Here is a 15363-nt window from a genome sequence, read left to right as displayed (position 1 = left end):
ACTACATATTATGTAAAGAACCTCCATCTCCCACTTTGTTAGTGGAACTGGAGGTTTCTTTGTGTAATATTTGGGACATTCTCTATCATGCGAACACTTTTGAGACAGACCCTCTTTAGCCGTATGTGCTACTTGAACCATCCCTTTTCTTTAAAACGCATAATAGCCTCAATACGATTGCTTACATTGAGTTTATCAAGGATTACGGAAATGTAGTTGCGGACGGTTCCCGTTGTTATATACATTTGGTCGGCGATTTCCTTCGTATTCTTACCGTCGGCGATAAGGATCAGCACTTCCTTTTCCCGCTCGGTCAATGGATTTTCTTCCCCATAAGCGTCATCTACTAACTCTGAGGCATAGATGCGCCGACCGGCCATGATACTGCGAATCGAAGTAGCGAGCTCTTCACTCGGGCTATCTTTCAACAAATAACCGTTGGCGCCTGCCTTCACTGCCCTTTCAAAATATCCGGAGCGTGCAAACGTAGTCAGTATCATCACCTTGCAGCCAAACCCTTTGAGTTCCTCAGCCGCGTCTAATCCGCTCTTGACCGGCATCTCAATATCCATGATACAAATATCTGGCTTATGAAGATGAACCAGTCTCACCGCATCCTCGCCATTGCTTGCTGTACCAACGACCTGCATATCTTCCTCCAAATCCAGCAAGGAAGCAAGTGCGCCAAGCAGCATTCGTTGGTCTTCGGCAATTACAATTCGAATCATATCCCCGCCTCCCTTTCCGGTGGTTTGAAGGCATTCGGTACTTTAATTACGATCGTCGTCCCCTGGTTTGAAACGATTTCCATGCATCCGTTCACAAATTCAAGCCGCTCTTTCATGCCGCGCAATCCATTTCCAAGTAAAACTACAGATTCTTTGGCCATGCCGACACCATTATCCCCCACTTTGATTATTAAATCGGTTTGTGTTGGCTCAATGGCGATCGAACAAGTTGAAGCGCTGCTATGTTTAATAATATTGGTAATGGCTTCCTTTAAGCACATACTCACCACATTCTCGTTCATCAAGGAGGTGTTCGTTAATTGAGGGTCCCCTTCTAAAATGAGGTCGATATCAGCTGCTTTCAAAATCTGCTTAACGCGAAACATCTCATCTTCGAGTCTAGTACCTCGCATGGATGTAACCATTTCTCGAACTTCCTTCAATGCGCTTCTAGCCGTCTGCCGGACATCATTGATTTCAATTTGTGCTTGCGTCGGGTTTTTGCTAATTAATTTTCCCGCCAAATCACTCTTTAAGCCAATTAATGAGAGCTTCTGACCAAGTGTATCGTGTAGGTCGCGGGCGATTCTCTGACGTTCTTCCAGCTTTACCAGCTCAGAAATCCGCTTATTTGCATCCTCTAGCTGTCCCTGAAGCTTATCACTTCTGTTACGGTTGTATGTGGTGACTGGTAAAAGAATTACCCCAATCACGTTTATAATGACGAACGGCAGCTGCTGAATATAAACAGGGTTTTGGGATACAAATCCATAGTTGATCGTTACAATTGTACTGACTAGATGAATGGTGTACAACGTAATAAATCCAGCTCGATTTTGAATATTGCCTATAAAAAATGCTAAAAACAGCGAGAAATAAACATAACTAAACAGCAAAGTCATGGTGACTGATATCAGAATTTGTACACTCGACCAGAAGTACATAAGCCAGCCTTTTGAGACAAAAGAAAGCACGTAGCAAATAAAGAATACAATAATCATGCTGGTGCCTAGTACAATCTGGTACGTGGCGGAAGAACGAAATATGAAATAAAACGGGAGGATATAAAAGACTACCCATACATAAGGACTAAGACCTGTTTTTTTGTGAAAAATTTGATGCCACTTTTGCATGGTCCCTTTACCCTCTTTTTCTTCGCCGTTGATTTCATTCTATTTTAGCATAAACATCTATAGACAGGATTATTTTCCTTAAATGATCGATCTTCGAACTTTTACGTTGTTCCCCAAAGTATCTTGTTTATCTTGGTTCGGGAGTACTTGTTTTTTATTTTTATAACCGACAAACGTTTTATTCTGCTCGTCCCAAAGACGGAAACGTAACGATTGCAGACTCGTGCTAATTGTAATCGTCGTTGCTTTTTGCAGCGGAGGGGTTGCATTATGCGCTTTCTCCAAGTTATAATTTGGCACTTTCGGACTCAAATGATGCACATGATGAAACCCAATATTTCCTGTTATCCATTGCAAAAGCTTAGGCAGCTTGTAATAAGAGCTTCCATCTACCGCGGCTTTCACATAACTCCACTCATCTTCGTTCTCAAAGTAGGAATCCTCAAACTGATGCTGTACATAGAACAACCAAATTCCCAGCAAGCCGGCAACGAAAACGATCGGAACTTGAATCATAACAAACGACTGCCATCCAATTGCGGAGCACATAAATGCATATAAACCGATGATTGAAGCATTTGTCATGTAAGTACTGATTCTTTCCTTACGCTTCGCTCCTTTTATATTAAAACGGTTCGTAATTAGGAATAAAAAGATAGGGCCAAGTCCAAACATAATAAATGGATTCCGATATAATCGATAGGCAATTCTGCGCAATAAAGGAGAAGCTGCATATTCGTCGACGGTTAGAACCCACATATCACCTGTGCCGCGTTTCTCAAGGTTACTGCTCGTTGCATGATGAATCGAATGACTGTTCTTCCATTGTTGATACGGAAAAAGCGTAAGGATACCCGTTATCGTACCGATGATTTCGTTAGCTCGGCGGCTTTTGAAGAACGATTGATGACAACAATCATGGAAAATGATAAAAGTCCGTATAACGAACCCGGAAGCAATAAACGTAATCGGCAGCGTTATCCAATAAGAGACCGAAAGGCTTAGATATGCAGCATACCACAGCAGCAATAAAGGTCCTAAGGTGTTGAGCAGCTGTTTAACACTTGCCTTCGTATTTGATTTTTCATAAGGGGCAACCTGTTTTTTTAAATGGGATAACGTAGATTGGGTCATTGTTTAGTTCCTCCTCGGGTAGTTGAAGCGGGTCATGTTGTCGAACGTAAGTCGCAATATCCTATCTTCATTATAGATATCGCTTTCAATTCGTTGTAGTCATAAACGTCAAGTAGGGAGTATGACAAATGTCATGTCCAAACATCAAGAAAAGTGCCGCTACTTCGTAAATAACGAAATAGCAGCACTTTTGACATGGAATTGATGAACTTATGACATCCTTACTTTAGAAGTTGACCCGCCGATAGCTTATCTACTGCCTTCTCTATGCGGGCGACCCTTGTTTCAGCTTTCTTAGCGCTTTCAATCCAATCACAGTATTCCTTACGACTGGAATAAGACATTTGTTCAAAGTAATGACGAGCTTCATCGTTCCCTCTCCCTAATCTTCTAATTTACTCATTAAAAGTCTGACTTTCGAATCGGTATCCGAACCGGGAGAAGGTGTATACACACTGCATCTTAAATCGGTGCGCCCTTGTACTTGAAGCGTGGTCAAATCGAACAGCATTTTCCCCACTTTGGCATGCCTAAATTCAATGAACACTTCAGGCGCTGAACTCACATCACTTTGGTTCCAAAAAGCTCTAAAGTCCTGGCTCTGCTCACTCATCAGCTCGATAAACTCACTGTACCAATTATCCCCGACATATTGCCCATAATAGGATCGAAACATCGCCAAGAATCCCTTTACAAAATCATGCCAGTTTACGGCCAGAGCTTTCAATTCTTTCCGCGTAAAAAGCAGCCATATCATATTTCTTTGCTCTTCAGGAATCATCGCAAAATCAAGGAATATGGCTGCAGCAGCTTGGTTCCAACCAACAATATTACATCGGCGATCTGAAATAATGGTAGGACAATCGTGTAGCTCCGTCAGGATTCTACTTAACGCGGGGCTGACCGTTGGTATCTTATCTACAAATGTGGTCGGCGCCGGCTGCTCAAGTGCCAGCATGAAGAGATACTGCCGCTCATCCTCATTAAGCTGCAAAGCCAATGCGATACTGTCCAGCACTTGCACGGACATTTTGATATCTCTTCCCTGTTCTAACCAGGTATACCAGGTCGTGCTGACACCGGCAATTGCCGCCACTTCTTCTCTGCGTAAGCCAGGTGTTCGTCTCCGACTCCCGCCAAGTACTCCAGCGTCACTGGGTTGAATTCTGGCACGATGAGTCTTTAAAAATTCGGAAAGCGCCTGCAACCGTTCCTTTGTATTCACGCCACATCCTCCTACGCGTTTATCATAGAAGCTATTATACCAGTATAAACCATAACTTGTAATAGGATAAAGAGTGTGACAATCTAAGGGTAAGCAAATGATTAGGAGGAATTTCAAATGAAACGTGTAGTTGTTACGGGAATGGGTGTTATTACACCAATTGGGAATCAGGTGGATACGTTCTGGGGGAATCTTACGGATGGTAAATCAGGTATTAGCAAAATAGATCATATGGATGTAACAGACTATAAAACCAATTTCGCTGGTGTGGTTCGGAATTTCGACGCAGAAGCAGCAGTTGGTCGACGAGATGTACGACGGATGGATCGATACTGCCAATTTGCAGTTGCCGCGGCCAAGCAGGCTCTTGATGATGCAGCATTAGTCATTGATACCACGAATGAAGAACGAATCGGTGTCTATATTGGCTCAGGAATTGGCGGCATTCAGACGATTCTGGACAATTATCGGACGTTATTGACCCGCGGTCCAGGCCGTGTAAGTCCGACCGTTGTCCCTATGATGATCGCCAATATGGCGGCGGCACAGGTCAGTATCCTATTCGGCGCCAAGGGGCCATCGTTAGCTCCAGTGACCGCTTGTGCCACAGGAAATAACGCCATTGGCGAAGCTTTCAAGCTTATCCAGCGCGGAGGCGCAGACGCTGTCATTGCCGGCGGCTCCGAAGCGACGGTCACCGACCTCGCGCTGGCGGGCTTCGGCAATGCGACGGCGCTGTCGACGCGCTGTGACGCGCCGGAGCAGGCTAGCCGCCCGTTCGACGCGGAGCGGGACGGCTTCGTCGCCGCCGAAGGCGCCGGCGTGCTCGTGCTGGAGTCGCTCGAGCATGCCGAGCGCCGGGGGGCGCGGATCCATGCCGAGCTCGTCGGCTATGGATCCACCTCGGACGCCTACCACATCGTGGCGACCGATCCTGAAGGCTTGGGGGCTTACCGAGCCATGCGCGAAGCGGTCGCCGATGCCGGGATCGCCGCGGCGGAGATCGACACGATCAACGCACACGCGACGAGCACGATCGCTGGCGATCTCTCCGAGACGCTGGCCATCAAGCGGCTGCTTGGACGCGGTGCGTATGACGTGCCGATCAGCGCAAACAAGTCTATGCTCGGACATATGCTCGGTGCAGCTGGCGGTGTAGAAGCCGTCGCACTGATCAAAACCTTGCAGGACGGCCTCATCCCTCCGACCATTAATCTTGAACATCCAGATCCTCAGTGCGATCTCGATTATGTTCCACTCGTTGCAAGACGAGCTGAACTTCGATATGGCTTGTCCAGCTCATTCGGATTTGGCGGGCATAACGCCGTCCTCATTTTCAAAAAATATGAATAATCGATCCCTTCCTTCTACTCTCTCACCAAATAAACCTAATCCGTTCAGCAAAGCTGTATGGATTAGGTTTATTCCATGAATGATTCAGGATGTCTAATACCAGAACCATTTCTCATAAATATAGTAGCTGCAAAATGAAAGGAAAGCGAGGGCTATACTAAGCCACCCTGTAATAAGGGCACCTTTTTTTTCTTTGATCATATTAGCCTTCATATAGATTCTAACATCGAAAATTAACGTGAGGATCCCAGAAATTAGTAATAACAAAACCGTGTAATAGTTAAAGGTAATCATTGTCGAACCCCTTCTCAGCCAAGCCGCGGTCGTAAGACGCATAGCATGGAACCAAGCTTTAACGGATTATTTGGTTTTCGTGCCAATTCGTCGAATATTGATTCGCAGACTTACCTCTACCGACATTTCTCTGTACATTTCTTCCCACTTCTCCTTACTCTTAATTTCCTTATTCCAAAAAGAAGGATGGAAAGCACGCACGTTTTCCCCGAAACCGAAGATATCGCAACCGTCCTTTTGGGTCTGGTGAATTAATTTTTCGAAACCTATTTTCCCATCCTTTTCTATGGATTGTTCTAATTTTTTAATGGTTTCCCTCGTTATCGTCAAATTTTCATCCGATTTTTCCCGTAAATCTCCTTCGATTTGACTCACAACTTTGGCATGAATTTTACCGTTTATGATCTCCGTAGTAATTTTCGCTTTACGATGCGTAGATTGAAACATGACAGATGTTTCTGATCCGGGTATCTGTGAGATGACGCTGTATCCTCCAGGATTCATATGCTGCATTGCCATAAAGTGACCAATTTGCAGCGGCGTAGTGATTCCCTCCATTTTATCACCTTTAAAATAAGCCAATCCGGCGATTTCAATGTTAGATTCTTTCTTCAAATCCAGATACGGGAGAGCCCCTTCCCGTCCTTTAGCTGAACTAGCACTATAGAAAACACCTAAGAAATTATTGGGAAGTTTGCCCATTTCCTTGGCATGATCAAGCGTAGCCACAAGATATAAAGTGGGAACTCGCTCCAATTGGGGAGTGGCTCTCATGATATCAGAAGCTTTCCCTTTAGATACAACCATCCAAACTGTTCTTCTTACCTGGGGCTGACGACGGAAGAAATCTTTCTCATTTTCAATTCCCTTCCTCGCCACCTTTTCTGACACGACGATGACACGCAAATGACCGAAGAATAAACGATCCGCCAATTGCTGCTGCAGATTCATCAAGGAATCGTGAAGGGTACTCCCTATGCTGCTCAACACCCAGACTGGTTTCTGCCCAGACGGAACTCCTGTACCTCCCGTCCCCAAAGGAATGCGTCCCGGAACGGCAATTTGTACCGTGATACGTATTAATCCTTTATTTAACTTAGGATTTTTAAGGATTTGGGTAGCATTGCTGCTTTCATTTGCATCTTCAGGTTTGGCCTCATCGATGGCAATGGCTAATACAACGGCTCGATCTTCAATTTCTAAACGATCCCAGCATCCCGTCAGCATGGGTATTAGCAATAGAAATACAAGAACCCGGCTAATCCGTTTTCGCCACACGATGATCACCCCGACTCCCCTTCTTTTTCTTGCGAATGAGGGCTACGATCAGTAGAACCAAGGGATAGAAGACTGTGATGACCAGTCCCCAACGACCCACGATTTGAATAATGCCATACATCTGCAGCAGGTTTTGGGGATACATGGCAATGACATAGATGAAAGGAATGAGAAAAAATGAAAACAGCTTGTGATCGCGCAAATGTAAAAGTTGGCTTAGAAAGTGAATAGCCAAGTAATAGGTCGACAACAATGTCGTAAAAACCGCTGTGACCCAAACGGCAAGAAAGGCGCCGTCCAATCTCTCCAGGATGTTGGCGGGCAGTGATGTGGTTTTGGCTAATTCCAAAGTAGGCCAAACTAAATTTTTAATTTCCTCGGCTCCAAATACGCCAACCGTAGCAACTACGATGAGCAAGTAGAGTCCCCCTGAAATTAACATGCCGACAAAGCTTGCCAACATCGCTCTTTCAGGCTTACGCATCGCAGGAATAACAATGGTCATGACGAAAGATCCTTGAAATAAGGCAGCCATGGTTAGGATTCCTTTTGACATGCCAATATGTTCATTCCCCCATACTGGCAATAAGTAGACCATTTGCGCATTTTTTAGCGATAGCACAACGATCAATACAAGCGGGAAGACAATAAGCGGGAAATAAAAATGATGGAAATAGGTAAAGGTCGTCATATCTGCTCGCGCGGAAACCGCAGCTAACAACAGCATCACTATAACCGTTACTTCCAGAGGCGTTTTCGTTAATACGGAAGTCACGACGACTTCACCGAATTCGCGAGAAGCCAGTGCTGTGAGCACGGAAAAGAAAACGATGATTAAGACGCTGAATCCCCGAGCCGTCCATTTACCGATCAAAACTTCACTGTATTCAATAATCGTTTGAGTGGGAAAGCGCATGCCGAGAACAGTAACAAGCCAAAGCCCCAAAGAGCCGATTAAGATACCAATAAAGGTTACGAGCGGCGCCCCCGAATCGGCAGCTCTAACGGCGAATAGCGAGAGTGCTAAAACACCAACGCCAATGATCGTGCTAATCAGAATGATCGCCGCTTGAATCATTGTTACTTGGCGAGGATACTCCATCTTTAATGTCCCTCCTTATATTCCCTACTTTCAATGGATCTAACGTATTGCTTGGCGGATGCTTCATTTCTTTCGTTTTCATTCCCAGACGGGTATCATTCGGCGTATGGAGGAGTGCCGGTCTCTTTGGCATGGACCAAAGCGGCAGCCTTGCTATAGTATCCTTCATCCCTTGGAAATTCCCTGGGACAATCGGACTGAGGTAAGGCACCCCGAACGATTTTAATGAGAGCATATGGTTGGCAATCAAGATAAGCCCGATCATCACGCCGTACAAGCCAAACATGCCAGCCAAAATCACAAGCGGAAAGCGCAGCATCCTTAACGCCAAAGCCGCGTTGTACGCCGGTGTGGCAAAAGAACCAATCGTTGTTAAAGCGATGATGACGACTGTAATTGGACTAATGAATCCAGCAGCAACCGCAGCCTGTCCGACGACTAGTACTCCGACAATCGATAGCGCTCCACCAACCTGCTGCGGCAGACGCAGCGTCGCTTCCCTCAGCACCTCCATGGAAATCTCCATAATCAGAACTTCAATTAGAGCTGGAAAAGGCACTCCGGCTCTCCCTCCCGCAACGGCCACAGCAAACTCTGTTGGGATGAGCTCCGGATTAAAAGAAATCAAGGCAACATATAACGAGGGAAATATTAAGGAGAAAACAAGAGCTACGAGTCGTGCTAGCCGAATAAAGCTGACGAGTAGAAATCGTTCCGAGTAATCTTCGACCGTCTGGTAAAACTGACTGAACACAGTCGGCAATATAAGGGCAAAGGGGGAACCGTCGACCAGCAGGATGACCCTGCCCTCCAATAGATTAGCAACAGCCTTATCTGGGCGTTCCGTATTTTGAATCTGCGGGAATGGAGACAGATGGTTATCTTCAATAAACTGTTCCAAGTATCCAACATCAAGAATGCCATCTATATCTATCAACGCTAGCCGTCTGAACACCTCTTCAACAAGTTGGGGATTGACAATCCCATCCAAGTAACAGACAGCCACTTTAGATTTGGTTACACGCCCTATCCGAATCGTTTTTACACGTAGATCCGGTGTCGGGAGTCGATAGCGAAGCAGCGAAAGGTTCGTACCCAACATTTCGATGAATCCTTCCCGTGCTCCGCGGATGACCTGCTCCGTTTCAGGTTGAGTAATCGAGCGCTTGTCCACATTTCGTGTACTGAATAGCAGCGCTTCGTCCAACCCTTCCACGACAAGAACCGTTTCTCCTTGTACAATGGCTTGGATCAACTCTACTAAATGTTTTTCCGTTCTCCCTTCACAGGCATACAATGTATCTCCAAATAATACATCCTTTAAGGGCCGGCTGACCTTCGCTTTCCCCTGCTTGTTAGGTGACGATAACATCAGCGGTTTTAAAATATGCTCGTTCAAATACTGCTTCTCAATTAAGTCTGAGAAATACAAGAGTACAGCCGGGTACTGATCAAATATACGAAACCGGTGCATAACGAAATCGTCATTTTCACCAAGTATCTTATTCATAAATGAAATCGTCTCTTCAAGAAGTGGAGTGATTTCCCCTTCTTCATTTTCATCCAAAATCTGATGGGCAGGCGGCTCCTTCGGCGGAATCATGCGAGGTTGCTGGCTTTGAGATACTCTTGTAGACCTGCGTCTATACCATTGCCACATAGCCACGTTAACATCGCCTCCTTGAAAACAGTACCAGATGTTGTAGTCTTCCTGATTCCCATTCATTTCGTTCTCCGTATTTTTATCCATTTTCCCAATAATATACATTGATAACAGTAATCTGTTCTAAAGCGCCTTTCCTAGCTTAACTCCAAAGAGGAAGTTTCCACAGGTATATCGAATAATTGTATGGTAATTTATCTCCGGAATGGCGAAGGGAGTACTATGCTCTATATCAAAGAAGTTCTGCTGCAACTACTGTTCGCCCTAGCTCCCTTTGTTCTATATAACATCTACTATCGTGATAAAACAGCAAATTATTCCAAACAGTTTATCACTATTACGTGTATGATTTGCCTATTTATGTCCATGACCTTCCATTCTAGCGTGCAGAGCGGAATCGTTTTTGACATTCGTTACGTGATCATGTTCTTCGGAATGGTGTTCGGCGGCATGACTACTGGACTTATACTGCTTGTTGAATTTGTATCGTACCGCATTCTGATAGGCGGACAAGGACTATTTTCAGCGATGATTATTCTAGTTATTACATTCAACTTATCTGTCCTGTTATCCATCCTTTATCGCCGACGCGTCAAGTACCGAAAATTGATAACTTTCCTAGCTGGTTTAAGCTTTTCCGTGATCCCTATTTGTGTTTTGTTTGTAATTGAACCTAAATATGTAGTTGAGCATTTAACGTTTAATATCCTAGCTTTGCCCGTACAAAATTCCTTGGGTATTTGGTTACTAATTTCCCTTTTCAATAAGGCTGTTTCGGATAAGCAGCTATTCCAAAAATATCTCCAAAACGAAAAAGTTGAAACCATCGCTCACGTTGCCGCCTCCCTTGCCCATGAAGTACGCAACCCACTAACAGCCGTAATGGGCTTCTTGAAGTTAATTCGTAATGAGGCGAACTCGAAAGAAAAGACCAACTATTATATTGATATTTGTGTGGAAGAAATGAAGCGGACAGAAGTCATTCTTTCCGAATATTTATCCATAGCTAAACCTAGTACGCCAATTTATGAACAAATGGATCTTGTGCCGCAATTGAACTCCGTAATAGATATCATGACACCATACGCTAACATGAATAACGTCGCATTAGAGGTACACAATGAGGGGCAACAACTTTATATCTCTGCGAATCCTAATGAAATCAAACAACTTCTCATTAACTTTATAAAAAATGCCATCGAGGCTTGCTCTTGTATCTCGAAAGGAAAAGTCATCATTCGTATGGCCCCTGAAACCCAGATCAGTGCAAAGATAACCATACACGATAACGGGGTTGGCATGAGTAATGAGCAGCTAGAGCGGCTTGGCACCATTTATTTTTCAACGAAAAGCAAAGGTACAGGAGTAGGACTAACCTTATCTTATCAATTAATCCGTTCGATGAACGGTGCTGTCCATGTTCGAAGTACATTTGGAAAAGGAACAGAATTCGTGATCTCGCTGCCTTTGACCAATTGAATATTCGCTTTAAGGTTCAATGTAAGTTGGATATACATCAGATAAATGAAAAAGACACCTGAGAAGGTGTCTTTTTTCATTCCAATCTACTCTCGACGAGATGGCCAAGATCCTTGCAGCTTGCGAATGAACATGATCTGACCCGTGTGATAAGCGTCATGCAGGATGAGGCTATTCACCCATCGGCCAACGGATTGAGTTCGATTAGGGTAAATGTGTTCGAATTCCCCCTCTTCCCAGCGTGCGATGTGATCACGAATTCCTTGATGAACGGATTGCAAACGGCTCAAGGTTTCTTGCCAATCCTTAGTCGACATGGACTGCACGGCAAACGTATCGTCATTGGTCAAACCCTCAGGATAGTCGGATTCTTCACCCGTCATTCTTTTCAATAATCGTTCTTTATAAAAAATTAGATGATGGACATTTTCCCAGATCGTGTTGACGTGTTCACCCGCAGGCCGCCAATTGGCTTGCTCTGCAGACAGTTCTTTTAATGCATCCGTAAGTGGCGGATACCAGTCTTCCTTCTCATAACAGCTATCCCATCCGTGAAGCAGCAGCTCGACTTTGTTCATTTCATATCCTCCTTAGAACATACAATAGTAACGATCTAAACACATTTAACAAGTTACACATGTAATTTAACATGGAATATTATGGAGGTCAAGTAACTAGTAAAATTAAGTTTAAAGTGTTACAATATTTCAAAAAAAGAGCGGAGTTACCTTTTATGCTTTGGGATGATTTCTTGAATAGCTTACATCATGATTGGCGTGGAGACGGAGCCATCGACGATCGCCTTGATCAACCGGAATGGTTGGATCAATGGGTTGAGAATTACCAGCTTTCCGTTAACCATCGTCCCTCGCCTAGCGAATTAAATGCCCTGAAGCAGTTAAGAACGCTTCTCCATCGGATAGTGACAGACTTCGTAAACCATTCCTCGCCAAGTGAGGAAGATATAGAAGCCCTCAACAAAGTCATGGCTGACGGGGCCGTTATTCGACAACTTGCAAGAAATAGTGAACATTATCAATTAAATTTGTATCCAATTGGCCATCAATGGTCCCATATTCAGGCTGAGATAGCATCCTCTATGGCAAAAATGATAGCTGATGGCGAACCATCTCGGATACGCATTTGCGACAATCCTAACTGCTTATGGGTTTATTATGACGATACTCGCAACCGCTCCAAAAGATACTGTGATGACAAGCTGTGTGGTAACTTAATGAAAGTACGCCGATTCCGCGCACGTCAAAAAGCAGCTGCCGACTTGCCCAAACATGAACATTAACGACAAGTGCATTTTTGTGAAAGTTTAATGATTGGTGTAAGTATCGGTTTACTGAATCGTCATATTCTTGGGTATCATCTTGCACTCAATTCTGATAGTGGATGCGTCAACTTGCTCCAGACGTCAGGTACATCATCACTTTTATTGACATAAACGGTTTTCAAATACGTAGACACTCTGTTAACTTGACCTTCAATTAATATCTCTCGTATTTCGGACGCCTTGGTAGGAACTAAGTTATTCCATACGATCTTGAATTCGTCCAAAGGTAGAAACATATCCAAGCTTTTCTTATAGGAACAACGAGTAGGAAATCGTGGCGAGCTACCTGAATCGTATTTAGATAGCTTTACTGTAGAATAATGATCGGATAACAATGCGTGCGCGTCAAATTCCAAAACAGCAAACTCTTCATCCGGTTCTCTTCGTGCATAAGTGTCCATCATTTTCTTACAATCCCTTAAGGTAGGCCAAAAAAACACGTGCCTGTCCAAACATGCCCGAAATTGTTCCTGTGTGGTTGACGTATCGATCATGCTGTTAGCTATCCTCAGATGAGCATTTAGCGTTATCGAATATTCATGATAGCTTACTTTCTCGGGCTTTAAACGGCGATCACCCGTGAAGACGGGAGATATTATATAACTGGCCAATAGCTGATCGAAATGAGCAATAGCCGGTAAATTCCTTACCCTAGTGAAATGGAATAAGTGCTTTCTGCCTTTTGCTTTTGTAATTGTAGTTACAACAGCATCTTTCATTGTTTTGCTCCTCTAACTTCTCTATGATGTTAGCCCTGTCTTTACGAATTAGAAGCCTTAACCGGTTACGGTCAAGGCTTCTTGTTATTTTTGCCCGGATTCAAAAGGGTCGTCCGTTATTTTGATTTTCCCCTCTGCAAACTGGTGTATGCCATCACTCGTCCCCGCTGCATACACATCCGAAATTTGTTCATGCGTAAGTGAATTGCCATCTAATTTTTTGTCATAAGAATCTTTATCCTTTTTCACCGCACTCACCTCCATTTTTCTTAACTGCTAACTTTACGTCAAAGTCATTTACCGTCTTTATCCAATTTAGTTTGTTCTTTCGTTCTAAAACTATTCAAGTATTTCTGCTATATGCGGGAAGTCAATAAATGGATTTCGGTCGACCTGCAGCTCATAGATGGCTCAGTAATTTTGCGACGAATTTGGGATTAAATACTTCGGAGAGCTCGTCCATTACACTTAAATAGACAAGCCCATTGCCTTCAAGTTTTGGAGAATTCCCTAAGGGTACGGTTCTTTTTATTAATTGAGCATACAGCTCTCGTTCTGTGAGATTTCGCTCAAAGCTTGCATTCACAAGTATTTTTATCAGTGCCATGGCTCCAGCTACATGAGGAGTAGCCATTGAGGTTCCGCTTAATGTCGCATAGGTTCCATTTAAATAGGTTGATAAAATTTTCTCTCCAGGGCCCACTAGATCAACTTCATTATTCGAATTAGAAAAATTGGAAGAGTGCCTCTCCAAGTCAATTGCACCTACACTAATGACTTCGTTATAGCAACCTGGATAGTCAAACTCATCTGTTGAATCAACACCATCGCCTTCATTACCTGCTGCACAAATCACCAAAATGTTAGCGGCTACGGCTTTTTGAATGGCTTCGTGTAATGCAGGCAGATTTTCTGGACCGCCAAGGGACATGGAGATGATATCCGCTTTTTGTTCGACCGCATAGTTAATGCCATTAATTATCCAATCATATTGACCAGAACCATGTTTATCCAGAACCTTAATAATAAGCAGATTAGCCTCAGGAGCTACACCGACAACACCATTATTGTTTTTGGTCGCAGCGATTGTCCCGGCAACATGCGTACCATGACCATTGTAATCCATGTACGCATCCGTCTTGCCGCCATCATCATTCGTAAAATTAATGCCACCGACGATACGTTCTTTGAGATCAGGGTGAGTGATATCACAGCCGGTATCCAGTATGGCAACCGTTATCCCCTTCCCTTTGGTTTGATCCCAAATTTTGGGGGCTTGAATCATTTCCACACCTGTTGGAATTTCATTGACCTGTTCAATCTTCTCAAGAACTTGAAACGGAATCACATGCACTTGTCGCTCCATTTTAATTCCTCCTCATTAGGATTAAAATTCTAAAGCTTGATTCATTCAAATTTGATGTTGATCGACGGGTTATCTCTATGCTATTATTTGGGAGAACATTTTTACCTTATCGTTGGTTTTTGCTAAAAAAAACAAGAGTGCTGCCAACACTCCTGTTTTTTAGATACATTGGCTTTTGGGACCTCCTGGGGCTAATGGTTCATACACACCTACCTGATCGTTTAGCGGCGAAGGGGTAGGTTTTTTAGTGTATTCTAACAATAATTAAGGCTATAAAAGTTAACAATGCCAAGAGGAAACTCCCAAATTGTAGAATCAACTTTATCATTTCATCTGGTTTCACCTTTACCCTCCTCCTTTCTGACGAAAGGGAGATCCGGGTGGCCTAGTATCTAACAAAAGTATCTACAAAGAGTCATTTTGGACAGAAAAAGCCTACCCTCATTTGACAGCTGGCTGGCATAGTTTCCCTTAGCCCCTCTAGCTTTGCGTCACCGCCTTTAAACGGTTTTGCCATTATCGTGGGTAGACTTCTATATACTGTAAA

General features: G+C 43.9%; 17 protein-coding genes and 1 riboswitch. Of the genes, 3 read left to right on the top strand and 14 right to left on the bottom strand.

Going from position 1 to position 15363, the window contains the following annotated elements; translation table 11 throughout:
- Positions 1–128: 128 nt before the first annotated feature.
- The 5 genes from ACBP55_RS18480 to ACBP55_RS18460 all read right to left on the bottom strand — a co-directional run bounded on the left by ACBP55_RS18480 (position 129) and on the right by ACBP55_RS18460 (position 4220).
- A complete protein-coding gene (locus tag ACBP55_RS18480; protein ID WP_029197103.1) occupies positions 129–728 on the bottom strand; it encodes a response regulator transcription factor in 600 nt (199 codons plus the stop codon).
- Positions 725–1861: a sensor histidine kinase gene (locus ACBP55_RS18475; protein WP_464653112.1), complete on the bottom strand. Its 1137-nt coding sequence runs from the start codon at positions 1859–1861 to the stop codon at positions 725–727. Before ACBP55_RS18475 ends, ACBP55_RS18480 begins: the two co-directional genes overlap by 4 nt.
- Positions 1862–1939: 78 nt before the next feature.
- Positions 1940–2995, bottom strand: coding sequence for a Delta(5) desaturase DesA (gene desA, locus ACBP55_RS18470; RefSeq protein WP_464653111.1), 1056 nt, complete (start codon positions 2993–2995; stop codon positions 1940–1942).
- Positions 2996–3216: 221 nt separating this feature from the next.
- On the bottom strand, positions 3217–3390 hold the full coding sequence (locus tag ACBP55_RS18465) for a YdeI/OmpD-associated family protein (protein WP_464653347.1): 174 nt from the start codon (positions 3388–3390) through the stop codon (positions 3217–3219).
- A complete protein-coding gene (locus tag ACBP55_RS18460) occupies positions 3378–4220 on the bottom strand; it encodes a helix-turn-helix transcriptional regulator (protein WP_464653110.1) in 843 nt (280 codons plus the stop codon). The genes ACBP55_RS18465 and ACBP55_RS18460 overlap by 13 nt, the downstream gene beginning before the upstream one ends.
- A 117-nt stretch (positions 4221–4337) precedes the next feature.
- Between ACBP55_RS18460 and fabF the strand changes: the two genes are divergently transcribed.
- A complete protein-coding gene (gene fabF / locus ACBP55_RS18455; RefSeq protein WP_464653109.1) occupies positions 4338–5573 on the top strand; it encodes a beta-ketoacyl-ACP synthase II in 1236 nt (411 codons plus the stop codon).
- A 93-nt stretch (positions 5574–5666) separates the two neighbouring features.
- Here fabF and ACBP55_RS18450 read toward each other — a convergent pair whose 3' ends face one another.
- The 4 genes from ACBP55_RS18450 to ACBP55_RS18435 all read right to left on the bottom strand — a co-directional run bounded on the left by ACBP55_RS18450 (position 5667) and on the right by ACBP55_RS18435 (position 9907).
- On the bottom strand, positions 5667–5867 hold the full coding sequence (locus ACBP55_RS18450; RefSeq protein ID WP_464653108.1) for a CLC_0170 family protein: 201 nt from the start codon (positions 5865–5867) through the stop codon (positions 5667–5669).
- 66 nt (positions 5868–5933) lie between these two features.
- A complete protein-coding gene (locus tag ACBP55_RS18445) occupies positions 5934–7154 on the bottom strand; it encodes a Ger(x)C family spore germination protein (protein ID WP_464653107.1) in 1221 nt (406 codons plus the stop codon).
- Positions 7126–8247, bottom strand: a complete 1122-nt coding sequence (locus ACBP55_RS18440; RefSeq protein ID WP_464653106.1) for a GerAB/ArcD/ProY family transporter — start codon at positions 8245–8247, stop codon at positions 7126–7128. Before ACBP55_RS18440 ends, ACBP55_RS18445 begins: the two co-directional genes overlap by 29 nt.
- Positions 8195–9907 carry a spore germination protein gene (locus tag ACBP55_RS18435; RefSeq protein WP_464653346.1) on the bottom strand — a complete coding sequence of 571 codons (1713 nt, stop codon included), beginning with the start codon at positions 9905–9907 and terminating at the stop codon, positions 8195–8197. The genes ACBP55_RS18440 and ACBP55_RS18435 overlap by 53 nt, the downstream gene beginning before the upstream one ends.
- 225 nt (positions 9908–10132) lie before the next feature.
- Between ACBP55_RS18435 and ACBP55_RS18430 the strand changes: the two genes are divergently transcribed.
- On the top strand, positions 10133–11389 hold the full coding sequence (locus tag ACBP55_RS18430; RefSeq protein WP_464653105.1) for an ATP-binding protein: 1257 nt from the start codon (positions 10133–10135) through the stop codon (positions 11387–11389).
- An 86-nt stretch (positions 11390–11475) separates the two neighbouring features.
- On the opposite strand, the gene ACBP55_RS18425 is transcribed toward ACBP55_RS18430, so the two are convergent.
- Positions 11476–11967 (bottom strand): DinB family protein, encoded by a 492-nt coding sequence (locus tag ACBP55_RS18425; RefSeq protein WP_464653104.1) that lies wholly within the window; start codon positions 11965–11967, stop codon positions 11476–11478.
- Between the two features lie 155 nt (positions 11968–12122).
- Between ACBP55_RS18425 and ACBP55_RS18420 the strand changes: the two genes are divergently transcribed.
- Positions 12123–12689 carry a CGNR zinc finger domain-containing protein gene (locus tag ACBP55_RS18420; RefSeq protein ID WP_464653103.1) on the top strand — a complete coding sequence of 189 codons (567 nt, stop codon included), beginning with the start codon at positions 12123–12125 and terminating at the stop codon, positions 12687–12689.
- Positions 12690–12763: 74 nt separating this feature from the next.
- Here the strand turns inward: ACBP55_RS18420 and ACBP55_RS18415 are convergent, their stop codons facing one another.
- The 4 genes from ACBP55_RS18415 to ACBP55_RS18400 form a co-directional block, all read right to left on the bottom strand.
- A complete protein-coding gene (locus ACBP55_RS18415; RefSeq protein ID WP_464653102.1) occupies positions 12764–13450 on the bottom strand; it encodes a DUF7002 family protein in 687 nt (228 codons plus the stop codon).
- A gap of 84 nt (positions 13451–13534) precedes the next feature.
- Positions 13535–13699, bottom strand: a complete 165-nt coding sequence (locus tag ACBP55_RS18410) for a YozQ family protein (RefSeq protein ID WP_464653101.1) — start codon at positions 13697–13699, stop codon at positions 13535–13537.
- 151 nt (positions 13700–13850) lie between these two features.
- Positions 13851–14816 (bottom strand): S8 family peptidase, encoded by a 966-nt coding sequence (locus ACBP55_RS18405; protein WP_464653100.1) that lies wholly within the window; start codon positions 14814–14816, stop codon positions 13851–13853.
- Positions 14817–15060: 244 nt separating this feature from the next.
- Positions 15061–15144 (bottom strand): putative holin-like toxin, encoded by an 84-nt coding sequence (locus tag ACBP55_RS18400; RefSeq protein ID WP_367618672.1) that lies wholly within the window; start codon positions 15142–15144, stop codon positions 15061–15063.
- Positions 15145–15260: 116 nt separating this feature from the next.
- A riboswitch (cyclic di-GMP riboswitch) is annotated at positions 15261–15341 on the bottom strand.
- Positions 15342–15363: the final 22 nt, after the last annotated feature.

It is taken from the genome of Paenibacillus sp. WG02 (genome assembly GCF_055396115.1).
This window is presented reverse-complemented; position numbering and strand designations above follow the sequence as displayed.

Bases quoted from the DNA above. Each gene is read 5' to 3' on its own strand.
- ACBP55_RS18480 (WP_029197103.1), bottom strand. From the start codon at position 728: ATGATTCGAATTGTAATTGCCGAAGACCAACGAATGCTGCTTGGCGCA.
- ACBP55_RS18475 (WP_464653112.1), bottom strand. From the start codon at position 1,861: ATGCAAAAGTGGCATCAAATTTTTCACAAAAAAACAGGTCTTAGTCCT.
- desA (WP_464653111.1), bottom strand. From the start codon at position 2,995: ATGACCCAATCTACGTTATCCCATTTAAAAAAACAGGTTGCCCCTTAT.
- fabF (WP_464653109.1), top strand. From the start codon at position 4,338: ATGAAACGTGTAGTTGTTACGGGAATGGGTGTTATTACACCAATTGGG.
- ACBP55_RS18450 (WP_464653108.1), bottom strand. From the start codon at position 5,867: ATGATTACCTTTAACTATTACACGGTTTTGTTATTACTAATTTCTGGG.
- ACBP55_RS18440 (WP_464653106.1), bottom strand. From the start codon at position 8,247: ATGGAGTATCCTCGCCAAGTAACAATGATTCAAGCGGCGATCATTCTG.
- ACBP55_RS18435 (WP_464653346.1), bottom strand. From the start codon at position 9,907: ATGTGGCAATGGTATAGACGCAGGTCTACAAGAGTATCTCAAAGCCAG.
- ACBP55_RS18430 (WP_464653105.1), top strand. From the start codon at position 10,133: ATGCTCTATATCAAAGAAGTTCTGCTGCAACTACTGTTCGCCCTAGCT.
- ACBP55_RS18425 (WP_464653104.1), bottom strand. From the start codon at position 11,967: ATGAACAAAGTCGAGCTGCTGCTTCACGGATGGGATAGCTGTTATGAG.
- ACBP55_RS18420 (WP_464653103.1), top strand. From the start codon at position 12,123: ATGCTTTGGGATGATTTCTTGAATAGCTTACATCATGATTGGCGTGGA.
- ACBP55_RS18415 (WP_464653102.1), bottom strand. From the start codon at position 13,450: ATGAAAGATGCTGTTGTAACTACAATTACAAAAGCAAAAGGCAGAAAG.
- ACBP55_RS18405 (WP_464653100.1), bottom strand. From the start codon at position 14,816: ATGGAGCGACAAGTGCATGTGATTCCGTTTCAAGTTCTTGAGAAGATT.
- ACBP55_RS18400 (WP_367618672.1), bottom strand. From the start codon at position 15,144: ATGATAAAGTTGATTCTACAATTTGGGAGTTTCCTCTTGGCATTGTTA.